The sequence below is a fragment of the Tractidigestivibacter sp. genome (genome assembly GCF_057241865.1).
In genome coordinates, this window is the sequence record NZ_DBHHPX010000005.1 from 44,360 (window position 1) to 62,309 (window position 17,950).

The 17,950-nt window shown below is 63.1% G+C and carries 14 protein-coding genes; all 14 read left to right on the top strand.

What is annotated here, in order from left to right:
* Positions 1–105 precede the first annotated feature (105 nt).
* Positions 106–1,104, top strand: a complete 999-nt coding sequence (locus ACO59D_RS02745; RefSeq protein ID WP_485125662.1) for a PhoH family protein — start codon at positions 106–108, stop codon at positions 1,102–1,104.
* Positions 1,088–1,597: an rRNA maturation RNase YbeY gene (ybeY, locus tag ACO59D_RS02750; RefSeq protein WP_130812024.1), complete on the top strand. Its 510-nt coding sequence runs from the start codon at positions 1,088–1,090 to the stop codon at positions 1,595–1,597. The genes ACO59D_RS02745 and ybeY overlap by 17 nt, the downstream gene beginning before the upstream one ends.
* Complete coding sequence (locus ACO59D_RS02755) at positions 1,594–1,971, top strand: diacylglycerol kinase family protein (protein ID WP_485125663.1); 378 nt, start codon at positions 1,594–1,596, stop codon at positions 1,969–1,971. The genes ybeY and ACO59D_RS02755 overlap by 4 nt, the downstream gene beginning before the upstream one ends.
* Before the next feature lie 39 nt (positions 1,972–2,010).
* Positions 2,011–2,928 carry a GTPase Era gene (era, locus tag ACO59D_RS02760; protein ID WP_485125664.1) on the top strand — a complete coding sequence of 306 codons (918 nt, stop codon included), beginning with the start codon at positions 2,011–2,013 and terminating at the stop codon, positions 2,926–2,928.
* Between the two features lie 13 nt (positions 2,929–2,941).
* Entirely contained in the window at positions 2,942–3,691 is a 750-nt protein-coding gene (recO, locus tag ACO59D_RS02765; RefSeq protein ID WP_485125665.1) for a DNA repair protein RecO, read from the top strand.
* Between the two features lie 56 nt (positions 3,692–3,747).
* The gene (locus ACO59D_RS02770) at positions 3,748–6,438 is read left to right on the top strand and encodes a glycosyltransferase (RefSeq protein ID WP_485125666.1); all 2,691 of its coding nucleotides are present in this window, start codon (positions 3,748–3,750) and stop codon (positions 6,436–6,438) included.
* A gap of 143 nt (positions 6,439–6,581) precedes the next feature.
* Positions 6,582–7,508: a hypothetical protein gene (locus tag ACO59D_RS02775; protein ID WP_485125667.1), complete on the top strand. Its 927-nt coding sequence runs from the start codon at positions 6,582–6,584 to the stop codon at positions 7,506–7,508.
* Between the two features lie 34 nt (positions 7,509–7,542).
* Positions 7,543–8,250: a L,D-transpeptidase gene (locus tag ACO59D_RS02780; protein ID WP_485125707.1), complete on the top strand. Its 708-nt coding sequence runs from the start codon at positions 7,543–7,545 to the stop codon at positions 8,248–8,250.
* A 163-nt stretch (positions 8,251–8,413) separates the two neighbouring features.
* On the top strand, positions 8,414–8,692 hold the full coding sequence (rpsO, locus tag ACO59D_RS02785; protein WP_130812030.1) for a 30S ribosomal protein S15: 279 nt from the start codon (positions 8,414–8,416) through the stop codon (positions 8,690–8,692).
* A 168-nt stretch (positions 8,693–8,860) separates the two neighbouring features.
* Positions 8,861–11,128 carry a polyribonucleotide nucleotidyltransferase gene (locus ACO59D_RS02790; protein ID WP_485125668.1) on the top strand — a complete coding sequence of 756 codons (2,268 nt, stop codon included), beginning with the start codon at positions 8,861–8,863 and terminating at the stop codon, positions 11,126–11,128.
* A gap of 395 nt (positions 11,129–11,523) precedes the next feature.
* Positions 11,524–13,188, top strand: a complete 1,665-nt coding sequence (locus tag ACO59D_RS02795; RefSeq protein ID WP_485125669.1) for a ribonuclease J — start codon at positions 11,524–11,526, stop codon at positions 13,186–13,188.
* Between the two features lie 5 nt (positions 13,189–13,193).
* A complete protein-coding gene (locus tag ACO59D_RS02800) occupies positions 13,194–15,689 on the top strand; it encodes a DNA translocase FtsK (protein ID WP_485125670.1) in 2,496 nt (831 codons plus the stop codon).
* 6 nt (positions 15,690–15,695) lie between these two features.
* Entirely contained in the window at positions 15,696–17,357 is a 1,662-nt protein-coding gene (locus ACO59D_RS02805) for a RodZ domain-containing protein (protein WP_485125671.1), read from the top strand.
* A gap of 86 nt (positions 17,358–17,443) precedes the next feature.
* Positions 17,444–17,941 (top strand): YajQ family cyclic di-GMP-binding protein, encoded by a 498-nt coding sequence (locus ACO59D_RS02810; RefSeq protein WP_130812035.1) that lies wholly within the window; start codon positions 17,444–17,446, stop codon positions 17,939–17,941.
* The last annotated feature ends 9 nt before the right edge of the window (positions 17,942–17,950 follow it).

A 17,950-nucleotide genomic window follows, 5' to 3' on the forward strand; every position in this document is an offset into this window, starting at 1 on the left:
ACGTCATCCGTTTGGCTATGATTGGTTTCTGCGGCCTGTCCCAGCGAGGGCGTCAACTGCGCGAGGCCGTTCTCACACACACGTCCGCATTTCGCCCGGAGGAGCATGGAACCCACCCGCGTCCGTCTTACGATACCCGACACCGTCGACCTTGCTGCCCTCATGGGCCCTGCTGACGGCCATCTGCGCCGCATCGAGGGCGCCTTTGACGAAGCCATGGTCGTGGTGCGCAGCAACCAGGTCCTCATCGTGGGCCCCGCGGAGCAGGTCGAGCAGGTGACTTCGGTCTTCTCGCAGCTCATCAAGGTTGTCGAAGGGGGAGATGTTCCCACCTCGGATGAGGTGGACATCCTTCTTGGCCAGGTGACGCATGGCGCGCGGGCAGACCACGGGCGCTCGGGCGACGTCATCCTCAGCCATCACGGGCGCCCGGTGGGGCCTAAGACCGCAGGGCAGCGGCGCTACGTGGAGGCCATCCGCTCGAACGCGATCACCTTTGGCGTGGGGCCCGCCGGTACGGGCAAGACGTATCTTGCCATGGCCATGGCGGTGGCCGCCCTCAAGCGTCACGAGGTGAGCCGCATCGTCCTCACACGCCCGGTTGTGGAGGCGGGGGAGTCGCTGGGGTTTCTTCCGGGTACGCTTGAGGAGAAGCTTGACCCCTACGTGCGACCGCTCTACGACGCCCTTCTCGACATGGCAGATGCCGAGAAGGTCGCCGCCTACATGGAGCAGGGCACCATCGAGATCGCGCCGCTTGCCTTCATGCGCGGCCGCACCTTTAGCGATGCCTTCGTGATTCTCGACGAGGCGCAGAACACCACGCCCCAGCAGATGAAGATGTTCCTCACCCGCATGGGCTTCTCATCGAAGTTTGTGGTCACGGGCGATGCCACGCAGCGCGACCTCGTGGGGCCGGGTGGCCTTGACCATGCGCGCGAGGTACTCTTGGGCATCGACGGCATCGAGCTTGTGGACCTCGACCGCAATGACATCGTGAGAAACGCACTGGTCGCGCGCATCGTTGACGCCTATGATCGCATGGCGGCCGGGTGCGGATCGAAGGCATCCGACAAGGGAGACGGCCATGGCAAACGAGTTTGACATCACGGCAGAGGAGGGCGTGAGCGCCCCCGTCACCGATGACGAGATCTGCGCGGACCTCAACTGCGTGCTGGCCGAGGAGGGCGTGGGTCGCGACTGCCTGGTCTCCGTCTCCATCGTGGGCGACGAGCGCATCCGCGAACTCAATGCGGAGTGGCGTGGGCGCGATGCCGCCACAGATGTCATATCACTCGAGTGCGAGCGCCCCGACGACCCCGACCTTACCTTAGACGAGCCCTGCGAGCTTGGTGACATCGTCCTCGCGCCAGACTACATCGCCCGCCAGGCAGCTCGCTTTGGGACCACGGCGGCAGACGAGTTCAGGCTGCTCTTGGTCCACGGAACCCTCCATCTCCTGGGCTACGACCACCTTGAGGACGATGAGGCCGAGGCCATGGAGGCGCGCGAGGATGCGCTTCTCGCCCTGCTCCCGCATGATGGCGCCATGCGGCCCGTCACGCTCACCAGGCATCGTGAGGAGGTAGGCGAGTGATTCCAGGGTCGAACAGCGACCACCCGTCGTTTCGCAAGAGCTTCCTCTTTGCCATTCAGGGCTTTAGGACGGCGGTGCGCACCGAGCGCAACATCAAGGTGATGATCGCCGGGGGCATCGCTGCCATTGTCGCTGGTCTCATTGTTGGCCTCGATGCCGTGAGCTGGGCAGTAGTGCTCGTATGCTGCGGGGTCGTGATTTCGGCGGAGCTTCTCAACACCGCCGTTGAGACCGTTGTCGACCTCGTGTCACCCGAGTTCCACCCGCTTGCCGGACGCGCCAAGGATATCGCTGCGGCAGCCGTGTGGATTCTCTCGATGCTCGTTGCCGTGGTGGGCATCATCGTCTTCGCAAACGCAATCTTCTTTAGGTGAGATGGACGGGGCCTAGCCCAATCCAGCAAGGGAGCAGCAATGGAGAGCAGTGCCGGGAATGCCCCGTTTAGAAGTGGCTTCGTGGCTCTTGTGGGCAGGCCAAACGTGGGTAAGTCAACGCTGGTCAACGCCTGCATGGGCGAGAAGGTCGCCATCACGAGCCCGGTGGCGCAGACCACCCGCAAACGCCTTCGTGCGGTGGTGAACACGCCTTCCTCGCAGCTGGTCATCATTGATACGCCAGGTCTCCACAAGCCCAAGGACAGCCTTGGCAAGGAGCTTAACCAGGCGGCTCTCGTCGAGCTGGCAGATGCGGATGCCGTGGCGTTTCTCGTCGATGCCACCAAGCCCGTGGGCACGGGAGACGCTTGGGTGGCACGTCACGTCGACAGATCCGAGGCAGCGTTCAAGCTCCTCGTGATTACGAAGGCCGATAAGGCTACGCCCGAGCAGGTGACCTCGCAGCTCGCCGCTGCCCGCGAGCTTGCCCGCTTCGACGACGAATTGGTCATCTCCGCCCGCGAGGGCTTCAACGTCGATTCGTTCGTGAAGCTCGTCTCGGCCCATCTTCCCGAGGGCCCCAAGTGGTTCCCCGATGACATGGATACCGATGCCACACCCGAGGACTTGGTGGCAGAGTTCATCCGCGAGAAGCTCTTCCTCAACCTGCGCCAGGAGGTGCCCCACTCGATTGGCGTCATCTGCGACGACATTGAGTATGCCAAGGACGGGCACGCCTCTGTCACGGCGACGGTGCTTGTGGAGCGCGAGGGTCAGAAGGGGATCGTGGTTGGCAAGGGCGGCTCGATGGTCAAGCTCGTGGGCACCGAGGCCCGTCATGACATCGAGCGCCTCCTTGGCTGCAAAGTCTACCTTGACCTCTCTGTGAGCGTTCATCCACAGTGGCGCCGCGATGCCAGCGAGATCCGTCGTCTCGGCTATAGCGCCGAGGGCTAGGGGAGCAGCACCCATGGCTGGCCGCCGGACCCAACGTACGCGCGGAATTGTGCTCGACCATGTCAAGCTGGGTGAGCAGGACCTCATCGTGACGCTGCTCACCGCCGGCGGTGAGCAGGCGCGTGCCGTGGCAAAGGGGGCGAGAAAACCGGGGGGCCGCCTTGCCGCCCGCGTGGAGCTGTTCTCCGAGGCGGACTTTCTTCTGGTCTCGGGAAGAAACCTGGACATCGTGTCCGAGGCCGCCCTCGTGGACCCGCACGAGCGGCTACGCGGGGACCTGGAGCGCGTGAGTGCGGCGTCGGCTGCGTGCGAGGTGGCCCGCCTCACGTCCTTCGAGGACGCCGAGGACCCCTTCGTCTACCCGCTTCTCTCCCGGTCTCTCAAGGCTTTCGAGGAGACGGCCGACCAGCCCCATCTCGACATGGCCGTCGCCGCCTACGCCTTCAAGGTGCTTGCCCATGAGGGGTGGCGGCCCGAGCTCGACCACTGCATCGCCTGCGGAGACCCTGCGCCGCTGTGGTTCTCGGCTGGTGCTGGCGGTGCGCTCTGCGAGAGCTGTGCGCGAGAGGTTCCAGGCGCCGAGCCCGTCTCGCCCTCGCAGCTTGCTTGGGTGCGGGCCCTTGTCGGATCAACCTTCGACCAGCTCCTTGCGGCAGACGTTTCCGCCGAGGGCGCGCTCTGGCTTCTGGGGACAGCACACACCTGGGCGGCCACCCACCTTGACGCGCGCCTCCGGGCATTCGAGTTCATGCTTGCGCTGTGAGGGCGGCTGTGGTGCACGTACAATCAAGATGAATGCCATCGTCAGGAAGGTTCGAGATGCCACTTGTCTCAATTGTGGTTCCCGCGTATAACGTCGAAGATTACATTGGAGCTTGTTTGAGAAGTCTTCTGTCTCAAACGCTCCGTGACATTGAAGTCATTTGCGTGGATGACGCCTCGACAGATGGCACATCGAGAATCGTCCAAGAGCTAGCCAAAAGCGACTCTCGCCTTCACTATGTTCGGAACGAGCGCAACCTCAACCTGTTCGCGACGCGACACGTTGGTGTCGCGCGAACGACCGGCACGTACGTGACGTTCGTCGATGCAGACGACGAGCTTGTGCCGGAAGCTTGCGAGAGGCTCGTCGACCAGATGTCCCGCGATGAGGTGGATATACTCCACTTTGGCGTGCGCGTGGTTGCCGAACCCCGGTGTGACGAGAAGACTGTCGCTGGAATAGAGAGGACGATGAATCCCACGGAGCGCAAGCTCGAGGGAAAAGCCATTCTCTCGACGTGTTTTCTCGACTGGTCCTACGACTACAACCTCAACCACAAGCTCTACAGGGGCGACTTGGTCAGGAGGGTCCTCGGCGGCCTTGGACTTACTCCCGGGATTTCGGCAGCGGAGGACGTGGTCGAGTACTTCGCCGTGGCGCGTGAGGCCCAGACGTACCGAGCGGTCTCGCCGTCTGCGTATTATGTCTACCATGTCGGGCGTGGGCAGACGGGCGCGGAGGGCATCTCGCCTGCGGGCTTCTCCAGGTCCAGCAAGCTAAAGCGCAGGTGCTGCGACATCCTTTCCGATTATCTGATGAAGACCGGGGCGTTGGCCGACGCAACCGTCTCACGCTGCCTGGAATCCGTGTCTCGCCATGAGCTCGAGCACACCATGAACGTATGGCAGGACGAGGTCCCGCTTGAGGTGCGGCGCGAGACCCTGGAGACCGTCCTCGGCCTCTGGGATGAGCACGATGTTGCTAGGGAGCTCTATCGCTTCCTCCGCGACGACGCCTATGGCGTTGCGCATGGCGAGATGGACCAGGCCCGCCGGGCGCGCTTCCGCGAGCGTCTCGAGGCGAACAAGGTCTGCCTTGAGGAGTCCGTGCCCCAGTCTCAGCTCTGGGAAGACGCTGGGGAGCTTGACGCGATGCGCCAAAGCGCCCGTATCCATTACGACGAGTTCCTCGACGCCGTTTTGGCCGAGGAGAGCGGCTTTGCCGAATCTGCAAGTCAGATCATGGCAGCCGGGAGCCAGGAGGAACGCTGTGCGCGTCTGGATGCCGTCCTTTCTCATGGTCGGCCAGACCAGGTCTTCTCTGCGATTTTTGGCCGAATCTTCGAAGATGGGCGATTCGAGGCGATCTCTACACTCCAAGGCGCTCGCTCCCTTGCCGTGTCGCGTCGTTCCGTCCACACCATTGCGCTCTACTACTTCCAGCTTGCCGGTGGGGGAGCGGAGGCCGTCACCATCTCGCTTGCCAGGATGTTTCTCTCCGAGGGCTACCAAGTCGTGCTCCTCTGCGACGTGCTGCCTTCCGAAGGGACAATCCCTGCTGGTGCGGCCCTTGTCCGGCTGCCCGACTTCAGGTCCTCGGGACCGTCAAACTATCTCCGGCGCGCCCATGTGCTCGAGGAGGCCCTTGTCCGCCATGGGGTCGATGTTCTCGTCTACTCGCAGTGGCTGAGCCACTGCCTGGAGTGGGACCAGTTCGTGACCAAGGCGCTTGGCATCGCGTTCGTCGTTCACACGCACGGCTCGTTCACCAACCTTGTGGACCAATCCTCCGAGGACGAGTTCGCCCTTCCGGTGAACTACCGGCTCTCCGATGCGGTCGTCTGTCTCGACCAGCTCAATGCCGAGTTCTGGCGCCAGTTCAACCCACGGGTCTTCACAACCGTCAACCAGTGCTCCATATCGACCAAGGCCACGCCTCAGGCGGCGCTTTCGTCCCATGACGTCATCTGGGTTGGCCGACTCAGTGCGGAAGAGAAGCGACCTGAAGATGCCATACGCATCATCGCCAGGGTGAGAGAGACCGTACCCGATGCCCGCCTGCTGTTCGTTGGCCCCGGCGAGGAGAGCGAGGTACGCCTTCTCCACGCGCTCGCAGAGAGCGAAGGAGTCAGCGACGCCATCGAGTTTCTCGGAGCCCGTAAGGACGTGCCAGAGCTCATGCTGCGGTCCTCCGTCCACCTCATGACATCACCAAGTGAGGGATTTCCCCTGGCGGTGGCCGAGTCGAAGGCCTGTGGCGTCCCCTGCGTCATGTACGAGCTGCCCATCCGATTCTCTCGGGAGGCGCGCGGACTGGTAAGCGTGCCACAGGGAGGCGTCGACGCCGCTGCTCAGAAGACCTCTCAGCTGCTTCGTGATGACGCCCTTCGCAAGGCGATGGGAGACGAGGCGCGTAGAAGTGCGGAGGAATTGGAGGCATTTGACATCGACGGCCTCTGGAAACGGATCCTCGAGGCGTCTGTGTCCGACCATCCCGTACTTGCTGGCTCCAATGGGCTTCGACGGGAAATGCAGGAGGTTCTCTGCGGGGTCGCCTACGCCAAGGTGCTCGCTCGCAATAGGGAGCTGCATGAGAGGGGCGAGAAGATCGACGAGCTCGAGCGGAGGGTTTCTGAGCTTGAATCCGAGCTTTCCTCGCTTCAATCCTCGAGGACATATCGGGCCGGAGAGGCGATTGCCGGACCCATTCGCGCCTTCAGAAGGATTGTGGGGGAAGGCGGCAAGTAGGGGCGCCTATACTTTCTTTCAGCCTAATGCGTGGCCTGGTCATCGGCGACCCCGGAGATAGCATCCATGAGATTCGTGACGGGATGTAGGAATGCGCTGCTCGTAATGGCGCTCAGCTTGGTATGCTCCCTGGGGGTCCCTCCATGGTGCTCGCCGCCGATTCCGCAGACACCTCGGGAAGCGAGGCCGCGGCTTCTGCGCCTGCAAGTACCGAGGTCGGGCCTGCCTACGCAAACGACGGGGAAAGCAGGGCCACTGCCTCCGATGCTGCCAGTACGGCTGTGCCCATCTGGGAGTTCTCCGGCGTATCGCTCTCCGTCTCGCGCGTGACCTCCGGCCAGACCGTGACCGTGACGCCGCAGGTTTCCGGCGACCTCGACGGCGCCACGTACAACTACGTGTGGTCATACGGGGGTGGCTGGGACCTCTGGGGCTCGACCGTCCACGACACGGGGAAGGCGACCGCGGAGGCCACTGGCACGCTCTCGCTCTACCGCCCCGGCCGCTACGTGGTCTACGTTGACGTCATTGACCGCTCGGGCCAGAAGCGCACGATGTCCGCGGAACTTGAGGCCTACGACGACTCCTGGTCGCTCGACGGCGTCGTCGCCACCCCCTCCTCGGTCGTAGCCGGCGACGAGGTGACCTATGCCCCCAAGGTCTCGGGCGACACCTCTGGCTTGACCTACAACTACGTCTGGCAGTGGGAAGGCTCCTGGGCCGAGGGCGACTGGGGCTCGACCGAGCTCTACACGGGCCGACACCACGGAGGCCTCCCACACGGGCGCACTCGGCGCCCCGGGCCGCTACACCCTCTACGTGGACGTGGTCTCCGCCCGTGGCGAGAGACGCACAGCATCGGCCGAGGTCGTGGCGTGGGGTGTGACGGGCGTCTCCGTCTCCGGATCGGCTGCCTCCGGCTGGACGGCGCGGGCCGACCTCTTCGATGGCCGCGAAGTCTCGGGTGCGCTCTACCGCTTCCGCTGGATCTCTGCAGACGGCTCGGCCTCGGGCACGCTCAACGACTGGTCGAGCACAACTTCGGTGAGCTTTTCGTGCGACACCCTTAACTCCAGCGCAACGACCTATGAAATCTATCTCGATGTGAAGTGCCCCAACGGCAAGCAGTCGACCTTCTCTGCCGAGGTCCACAAGTCTGGTTGGTATACCTCTGGCGGGTCCTGGCATTATGCGTATGACTCCGGTTCCGACGCCACGGGTTGGGCTAGCATCAACGGCTCCTGGTACTACTTCAACGGCTACGGAGTCATGCAGACCGGTTGGCTCAACCAGGGCGGGAAGACGTACTACCTCGACCCCTCTACGGGCACAATGGCAACCGGTTTCGCCGCTGGAAGCTACTTCGACCCCGACGGCGTCTGGCTGTGCTACTCGGGCGAGGCCAGCTCTGCCGTGAACATTGCCAGGTCCGCCGGCAGCCCCACCAATTACCTTTTACTCATCGACAACTCGAACTGCACGACCTGGGTCTTCAAGTGGGTCAACGGCGATTGGTGTGCCATTTACAAGTGGATTTGCTCGCCTGGAAGAGCATCGACTCCCACGGTCCGCGGCACGTATTCCATTGGGTCTCGTGGCTACAGCTTTGGCAACGGATTCACCTGCTACTACTGGACTCAGTTCTATGGCAACTACCTGTTCCACTCCGTCCTGTACTATCAGGGCACCCGCTCTGTGATGGACGGGACGCTTGGGGTTCCGGCTTCGCACGGATGCGTGCGTCTCGACATCAACAACGCGTACTGGATTAACCGGAACATCCCAACTGGGACCAGGGTCTACAGCTACTAGCTGCATCAGCTAGGCACCTCGTATGCGGCGATTGTGTGGGTGCGATTGCAGCTGCGAGGTGCGTGCTATCATACCTAGGTCATTACCCCGCACCTAGCGGCCCGCCAACTGCCTGGCGACCGACCCAGTCCGGGGCGAATACGCAGAGCGAAAGGGGTTCCACATGGCAGTTACCAAGGAGCGCAAGGCCGAGCTCGTCAAGCAGTATGGCAAGGACGAGAAGGATTCCGGTTCCGCAGCCGTTCAGGTTGCACTGCTCACCGAGCGCATCAAGGGCCTCACCGAGCACATGAAGTCTCACAAGAAGGACTTCCATACCCGTCGTGGCCTGCTCATGCTCGTCGGCAAGCGTCGTCGCCTGCTCTCCTATATCAAGGCCCAGGACATTGAGGAGTACCGTTCCCTCATCAAGAGCCTCGGCATCCGCGATAACATCCAGTAAGTGTCTTACGGGGCGCCTTCGGGCGCCCCTTGTATGTGCGCCCGAGAGAAGCGAGGGCGTGCCGCGGGCGTGCGATGCGTCGCACACGGTTTTTGTTCTCCGCGCATGGTGCGGAGGCTCGCTAGACGGCCCGCCTGCAATGGGGCAGGCGGAGATAAGAGGAAACGTATGACAAAGGTTACACACGAGTTCGACCTCTATGGAAAGCACTACGCTCTCGAGGCAGGCGAACTCGCGAAGCAGGCCACGGGTGCCTGTCTGGTGAAGAGCGGGGACTCCACCGTCCTCGTCACCGCCGTCGTCTCGAAGGAGCGCAAGGACTACGACTTCTTCCCCCTGACGGTCGACTTCATCGAGAAGATGTACGCCGTGGGCCGCATTCCCGGGGGCTACCTCAAGCGTGAGGCAAGACCCTCCGAGAAGGCCACCCTCACGGCCCGCATGATTGACCGCCCGCTGCGTCCGTCCTTCCCCGACGGCTTCCGCAACGAGGTCCAGGTCGTGGCCACCCCGCTCGTGGCCAATCAGACCCACTCCGTCGACACCATCTGCGTGATGGGCGCCTCCGCCGCCCTCACGATCGGCGGCGTGCCCTTCGAGGGGCCGCTCGCATGCGTGCGCATTGGTCGCAACCCCGAGACCGGTGAGTTTCTCGTGAACCCCACCTACGAGGAGCGGGATGCCTCCGATCTTGACCTTGAGCTTGCCGGCTCTTCCACCTTCATCTCGATGCTCGAGGCGGGTGCCAAGGAGATCAGCGAGGAGGACATGCTCGCTGCCATGGCCTTTGGTCAGGAGGCCATCGCCGCCTTCTGCGAGGAGGAGAAGAAGTTCTTCGCCAAGTGGGAGGAGGCCAACGGTGCGATCGTCAGGAAGGAGTACGTGCTCGACGAGCCCATCCCCGAGGTCCACGACCGCATCTTTGCTCACTTTGACGAGATGAGCGCCGCCCTGAAGGATGCAGACAAGCTCTCCCGCATGAGCAAGGTCGAGGCACTCAAGGGCTCCATCAAGGCCGAGTTCACCGAGGACGAGCAGGCTCAGTGGAGCCGTTCTATTGCCGTAGAGCTCAAGGGGCTCGAGAAGCACGCCATGCGCAAGATGGTCGTGGAGACTGGCGAGCGCGTCGATGGCCGTGCTCCCACCGAGATTCGTCCGATCATGGTCAAGCCCGACTATCTACCGCTGGTCCACGGCTCTGGCCTCTTCCAGCGCGGCCAGACCCAGGTCCTCTCCATCTGCACCCTGGGGATGCTCAACGAATGGCAGCGTCTTGACACCATCGAGCCCGTCGACGGCAAGCGCTACATCCACCACTACAACTTCCCACCCTTCTGCACCGGCGAGACCGGTCGCATGGGCAGCCCCAAGCGCCGCGAGATTGGCCACGGCGCGCTTGCCGAGCGCGCCCTGCTCCCGGTGATTCCCACCGAGGAGGAGTTCCCCTATACCATCCGCGTGGTCTCCGAGGTCATGGAGTCCAACGGCTCCAGCTCGATGGCTTCCACCTGCGGCTCCACACTTGCGCTCATGGATGCGGGCGTGCCCATCAAGCGCCCGGTCTCAGGTGTTGCCATGGGCCTTATCCAGGAGGAGGGCAAGACCGTTGTCCTCACCGACATCCAGGGCCTCGAGGACTTCCTCGGCGACATGGACTTCAAGGTGACGGGCACCACCAAGGGCATCACGGCAATGCAGATGGACAACAAGGCCACCGGCCTCACGCCCGAGATTCTTCGCAAGGCGCTCATGCAGGCGCACGAGGGCCGCATGTTCATCCTCGACAAGATGCTCGAGCAGATTCCTGCACCGCGCGAGCACGCCAAGGACACTGCGCCCCAGATCATCAGCCTCCAGATCCCCACGGACAAGATCCGCGACGTCATTGGCTCCGGCGGCAAGGTCATCCGCGGTATCCAGGAGGACACGGGTGCCACGGTTGACATCCAGGAGGACGGCACGGTCTTCATCGCCGGTACCAACGGCGCGGGCGAGGCTGCCGCAGAGCGCATCAAGGCCATCGTCAAGGTTCCCGAGGCGGGGGAGGAGTACACCGGTCGCGTTGTGGGCATCCAGCCCTTTGGTGCCTTTGTCGAGCTCTTGCCTGGCAAGGACGGCCTGCTCCACATCTCTCGCGTCGCGAAGGGCCGTGTCGACAAGGTCGAGGACGTGCTCAACATCGGTGACGAGGTCAAGGTCACGGTTCTTGAGGTCGACGAGAAGGGCAAGATTTCCCTCGACCGTCTCGACAAGCCCGAGGCTCCTGCCGGCTCTGGTCACGCGGGACACGGCGAGAGCAACGGCGGCGAGCGTTCCAGCGAGCATCGCACCCGCGCGCGTCGTCACCCTGGTGATCGCGGCGAGCGCTCTGGTCGCCCCAACAATGGTGGCGAGTTCGGCGAGAAGCGCCAGCCGCGCCGTCACCACGAGGCGTAGGTCCTGGCAGCGTCTCTCGGCAATTCTCGGCAGCACGGCTTGCGAGGCCGACTGGGCATCCCGGTCGGCCTTTTCTTTATGTGATGCGGGTGCCGTTGCTTCTCATGCCAACTCTTGTCCTTGCGATTGTGCGGCCCGTACAATCGTCAGTTCCACACAATCATTCTGCCCTGGCGTCGCCCTCCAGTCCCTCTCCGCAATCATGATGGAGCCTCAGCACGCTTCCCCTGGCTTGGTTACAATGGAGAAGCCGCTGTCCCGGCGCGTCGGCCCTCGACCGTCGGAACACCAAAACCGTAGCTATTGCGGCTGGCAGCACTCGGTTGCCAGGACCGCTCACTAGATAACGGCGCAAAGCCGTGCGTATAGACCTCGACGAAAGGATTTCTCCAGCAATGCCAAAGAAAGAAACCCCCCTCAAGATCATCCCGCTTGGTGGTCTTGACGGGATTGGCAAGAACATGACCGTGTTCGAGTACGGAGACGACATGGTCATGATTGACGCCGGCCTCATGTTTCCCGATGACGAGCAGCCGGGCATCGACCTCATCCTCCCTGACTACACGTATGTCTTGGAGAATGAGGACAAGCTGCGCGGCATTATCATCACCCACGGCCACGAGGACCACACGGGCGCCCTGCCCTACCTCCTGCAGGACCTCACGCACAAGGTCCCTGTCTACTCCAGCAAGCTCACCCTTGGCATCATCGAGGGCAAGCTCGCCGAGCACAACATCAAGAGCCCCAAGTTCCGCGAGGTGCAGGACGGCTCAACCATCACGCTTGGCTCCTTCAACATCACGTTTTTCGCGATGACGCACTCCATTCCCGCCGCGTTTGGCGTCTTCATGAACACGCCTGCCGGAAACGTCATGCACACTGGCGACTTCAAGCTCGACCAGACGCCCATCGACGGCGTACGCCCCAACTACGCGGCTATCAACCGATTTGCGGCCGAGGGCGTCGACGTCCTTCTCTCCGATTCCACCAACGCCACGCGTCCTGGCTTCACGCCCTCCGAGGCAGCTGTTGGCCCCGCGCTGCGCCACATCATCAAGAATGCGCCCGGACGTGTCTTTGTGGCCTCGTTCTCGAGCCACATCCACCGCCTGCAGCAGATCTGTGACGCCTCGGTGGCCGTTGGCCGAAAGGTCGTCGTGACGGGTCGCTCGATGGTCACGAACACCAAGGTGGCCCGTGGGCTTGGCTACCTGCGCATTGCCGACGAGAACATCATTGACGCCTACGACCTCGAGAAGATTCCAGACGAGAAGATCGTTGTCCTCTGCACCGGCAGTCAGGGCGAGCCCCTCTCGGCGCTTGCGCGCATGGCAAACGGCGAGCACAAGAGCCTCTCGATCCATGAGGGAGACGCAGTCATCATCTCGGCAAACCCCATCCCGGGCAACGAGAAGAGCGTCCAGGCCATCGTCAACTCGCTCTCCAAGCTCGGCTGCGACATCTACGACAAGAGCCAGGCGCTGGTCCACGTCTCGGGTCACGGCTCCCAGGAGGAGCTCAAGCTCATGCTTGCCATGGTCAAGCCGCGCTGCTTCATGCCGGTCCACGGCGAGGCCCAGCACCTGCGTGCCCACGCAAAGATCGCCCAGCAGGTGGGTGTCCCCGAGCGCAACATATTCATTCTCGACAATGGAGACTCCCTCGAGGTGCGCCACGGCAAGGCGCGCCGTGGTCCCTCGGTCGACTCCGGTGTGGTCTACGTTGACGGGCTTTCCATCACCGACGCCAATCCGGTGGTCCTGCGCGACCGCCAGCGCCTCGCGCAGGATGGCGTCATCACGTGCGTGGTGGCCATCAGGTCGAGAAACCATTCTGTCGACACCATTGATCTCTCCGGTCGTGGCGTCTCGTTTGCCTCGGATGAAGCCCTCATGGACGATGCCCGCGCTCTTGTCCGCTCCCAGGTGGAGCGCCTCGAGAAGGGCAATGGGGCGAGCATTGACACCGTCCGGAAGGGTGTGAGAAACTCACTCTCCAACTTCCTCTGGAGCAAGACGCACACGCGACCGATGGTGATACCGGTCGTGATGGAGGTCTAAGGTACATGCCCTCGAATCGCAGATCAAACGCAGCAGGCAAGGCAGCAAGGAATGGCTCGAAGGCACGGGGTGCAGCCCCGCGCCAGGCGGGTCGTGGTCGCGGTGCCGCCGATAAGGACCAACAGGGCCTCTCGTCCACGCAAAACGACATAGTCGGCGTGGTCTTGGCCGTTATTGCCGTTGCCATGTTTGTCTCGCTGGTCGTCCCGACGTCGGCCATCGTGACGAGCATGGTAGGGCACGCACTCTCGCAGCTCTTTGGTGCAGGTGCGATTCTCGCCCCCATAGCCCTCTTCATCTTCGCGTGCACGTTCTTCATGGATGAGGATGGGCCAATCTCCGGGCGCGTGGCCGGCGGTCTTGTGCTCATCGTGCTCTCCGTCTTGGCACTGCTCTCGCTCAACCACCCGGGCGTCGCGGATACCCCGTCGATCGCGCTCTCGGCGCTCACGGTTGAATCTGCTGGCGGTTACGTGGGCGGCTTTTTCTCCTACGTCCTCGTTCGCTTTGTTGGGGCGATTGTGGGAAACGTCATCCTGGTGGGCGTCATCGTCGTTGGAGCCGTCATCTGTGGCTTCTCTGTTTCTGGCGCTGTTGCCAAGATTCACCTGCGTGCCCAAGAGGCATCCGAGAACCGCCGGCTTGCGCGGGAGCAGCGCGACGCCGAGCTTGCGGCGGCTCGCGAGCTTGCGCCATCCGCCCCCGCTCCCGCAGCTACCGTGGCACACACCCAGGGCTCGCTCTTCGACGAGACGGGCGAGGGTGAGACGTCCTTCATTGGCGCGCGCAAGACGAGCGTGCTGCGCCGTGGCAGGCCCAAGAAGGCAGACGCCGTTGCCGCTGCTGAGGAAAACGCATCAGAGGCAGGTGCAACAACGCTTTTGGACGATGCGGCAGCCACCACGCTTCTCGACCCATCCGCAAGGGCCAAGAAGTCTCGCGGCTCCAAGGAGAAGGCAGACGCACCCGCCTCTCTCCCTGCCCGGTCCGCCGCGTCAAGGGCTGGCCAGCCCTCTGTCTCGGCAACGACCGATGACGGACGAGAGCTACCACCGCCTGACATGCTCAAGGTAAATCCCAACTCCGGCGTAAGCGCAGAGTCGGACGAGGAGCTCTCTGCGGTCGCGGCCAAGCTCCAGGGAACGCTTGAGGAGTTTGGCCTCACCTCGCGCGTCGTGGGCTGGGTGGCCGGCCCCTCGGTCACCACGTTCAAGATCGAGATGGGCGAGGGCGAGCGCGTTAGCAAGATAACCAACCTCCAGGATGACATCGCGCTGTCGCTCGCCTCGCGCTCGGTGCGCATCTTTGCCCCCATCCCGGGCACCTCTCTCGTGGGCATCGAGATTCCCAACAAGACCACGCAGCCAGTCTATCTGGGAGACGTTCTTCCCTACGTCAAGGGTGGCCCGCTCGAGGCTGCGTTTGGCCGTGACTCCGAGGGCAAGACCGTCGTGGTGGACATCGCGGGGCTTCCGCACCTTCTCGTTGCGGGCACTACGGGTTCGGGCAAGTCTGTCCTGCTCAACAGCATCGTCATGACCATCCTCATGCGGGCCACGCCCGAGGAGGTCCGCCTCATCATGGTGGACCCCAAGCGCGTCGAGTTTACCTACTACGCGGGGCTGCCCCACCTTTACGTACCCGTGGTCACCGAGCCCAACAAGGCGGCAAGCGCGCTTTCATGGGGTGTGACCGAGATGGAGCGCCGCCTCAAGGTCTTCGAGCACTACAAGGTCCGCGACATCAAGTCATACAACCATGCCATCAACAGCGGCAAGTACGCCGACATGGAGAACCCGCCCAAGCACATGCCGTACTTTGTCATCGTGATCGACGAGCTCTCGGACCTCATGATGGTTGCTGGCAAGGACGTCGAGGCGTCCATCGTACGCATCGCACAGCTTGGCCGTGCAGCCGGCATCCACCTCATCGTGGCCACGCAGCGCCCCTCGGCCGACGTCGTGACCGGCCTCATCAAGGCAAACATCGACAACCGCGTGGCGCTCTCCGTCGACAACGGCATGAACTCGCGAATCATCCTCGACCAGACCGGCGCCGAGCGCCTCCTGGGGCATGGTGACATGCTCTATAAGCTCCGTGGCCTGCGCCCCAGGCGCGCACAGGGCTGCTTCGTCTCCGAGGGGGAGGTGGAGCGCGTCGTATCCTTCATCAAGGAGCACCACGATACGGACTACCACGACGACATCCTCACGGCCGTCTCGCCCATGACGCCTGGCGGCCCATCCGAGCCATCCGCCCCCGTGGATGACCCGCTGCTCTGGGAGGCAGCCGACATCGTTGTGAACTCTCAGCTTGGTTCTACGTCCAGCCTCCAGCGAGCGCTCTCGGTGGGGTACGCTAGGGCGGGGAGAATCATGGACATGCTCGAGAACAAAGGTATCGTGGGGCCCGCGAACGGGTCCAAGCCCCGCGATGTGCTTCTCGACAAGGAGGGGCTTGAGGACCTCAAGGCCGCCGAGCAGGATTTCGAGGAGGTGTAGCCCACAATGCCGTCGCGCCCGCGCTTTAGCGAGATGCTCCTTGGCCGCCGCCGCCAGCTCGGCCTTACGGTGGGCCAAGCCTCGCAGGTCTTAAAGCTCAAGGAGCAGGTCCTCATAGCTTTTGAGGAGGGGGATTTCGAGAATATCCCCCAGAGTGGCTATGCCCAAGGCATGCTCTCGTCGTATGCCCGCTACCTGGGGCTCAACCCTCGGGAGGTCGTCGACCTCTTCCAGGAGGAACTCTACGAGCACGTGCACGGGACCTCCTCGCATGAGCTTCGCCGCCGCACGCGTGACACGCAGTCGGGTCGAGGTGTTGTTCAGGGCTACGACGTGGTTAACGAGGCCGAGTCTCGCCCCAAGGCCTACGTGCAGTATCGTGGCCTTCTGCCCACGTCGGGCGGCCCCGCCGGTGACATGGGCGCCTTTGCCACCACGTCGGGACCCCGACCGCGCACGCCGTCATCGGTTCCCCTTGCTGGCTCGAGCTATTCCGCGGGTACGAGAGGCCAGTCGCCCTCGTACTCGCATGCCGAGTACGTCTACGGCAGGCCGTACAACTCAACCTCAGATCGCGTTCGCAACGAGAGCCGCAGCCGTGAGCCAGACCGTTACACCACTCGCCAGCGAAGCAGGTACGTCCAGCAGCAGCGACATCGCGTGGACGACCCCGCAAACCGCCTTCTCCGCGAGGGACAAAATGGCGTTGAGGAGCGCCGCGAGACCGCGCGTGTCTATCGGCGTGACTCGTCACACGCCCAGCGTCTCTACGAGCGCGATGACGTGAGCACGAGAAGCGTGCGGGCAGGCGAGTACACCGACGACCTTCGATACGACGATGGCGCAAGGCCCTACGACCGTGCGTCCACCATCTCGGGCAGGCGCTCGTCGAGAAACATCGCCAGCGTCGACCGGCCTAACGTGCGCCGGCGCTCTGACAGCCAGCGAGGCCGCCTCTCGGGGCGCTCCCGCGGTCGCGTGCCACAGGACAACCGCCGCACGATCCTTCTGGTCATCGTGGCGCTTGCGCTTGTGCTTACCGTCATCTTGGTCCTCTCGGTTCGCTCGTGCGTGAACAGCAGGTCAACGTCGCAGGAGACAAAGACAACCGTTCCCGTGAGCACCACCTCGACGGACTCTTCGGACACCACGTCGACGGGATCCCCTTCCACGCCAACAACCACGACCACGACGACCACCACGACGACGGACGGCACGAATACCCAGGACAGCTCATCCACAACAGCTGCCCCCCAACAGACCGTGGTCAACGTCTCCGTCGCCAGCGGCGAGACCTCATGGCTCGAGATCACGAACGACGGTACGAGTGAGGTTGCGAGCACGGTTACGGGCCCCTGGGAGCAGAGCTACACCGTCACCGAATCGATTACCATCCGTGCCGGCAACCCGGGTGCGGTCACCGTTACCGAGAACGGCACGCAAAAGAGCTTCGAGTCCAAGGCGTCCGGCATAGGCTCGCTTACTATCCAGGGGACACCTGCCGCAACGTCGGAGGATTCCGCCTCGGAGACTTCAACGAGTTCGGATGACTTGACGAGCACCTCTGGAACCTCAGGCACTTCGAGCACCGCCGGCTCGCAGAGTTCCACCACCGCAACGACGTCCAACAAGACCTCTGGGTCAACGAATATGACGAAGGGCAACTAGAAAGGGCTCGTAAGGGCCCCAAGCGTAGACAGATAGTCCCCACCACGGGGAGCAACTGCCGCCGCACAGCCAAAGAAAGGATGAGCATGGCTAAGGATTCGAGCTTCGACGTCGTCTCCGTCGTCGATATGCAGGAGGTCGACAACGCCTATCAGCAGGCGACCCGCGAGATCTCTCAGCGCTACGACCTCAAGGGTACGGGTGCCTCGCTTGCGCTTGCCAAGGGTGAGGGCGCGTTCACGGTGGAGGCCCCGTCGGACTTTGTTGCGGGGCAGGTGCGTGACATTCTCGGCTCCAAGCTCGTGAAGCGCGGCGTGGACCTTACTGCCCTGCGCTGGGATAAGCCGCAGGCGGCTTCCGGCATGAGCGTTCGCCAGCAGGGACACCTCGTCCAGGGCATTGACGCCGAGGTGGCCAAGAGGATCTCCAAGGACATTCGAGACTCGAAGTTCAAGGTCAAGGCCATCATCGAGGGTGACAAGCTCCGTGTGAGCTCGGCTTCGAAGGATGCCCTGCAACAGGTCATAGCCCTTCTCCGCGGCAACGATTACGGCCAGCCCCTCCAGTTCGTCAACTACCGATAAGGCCATTAC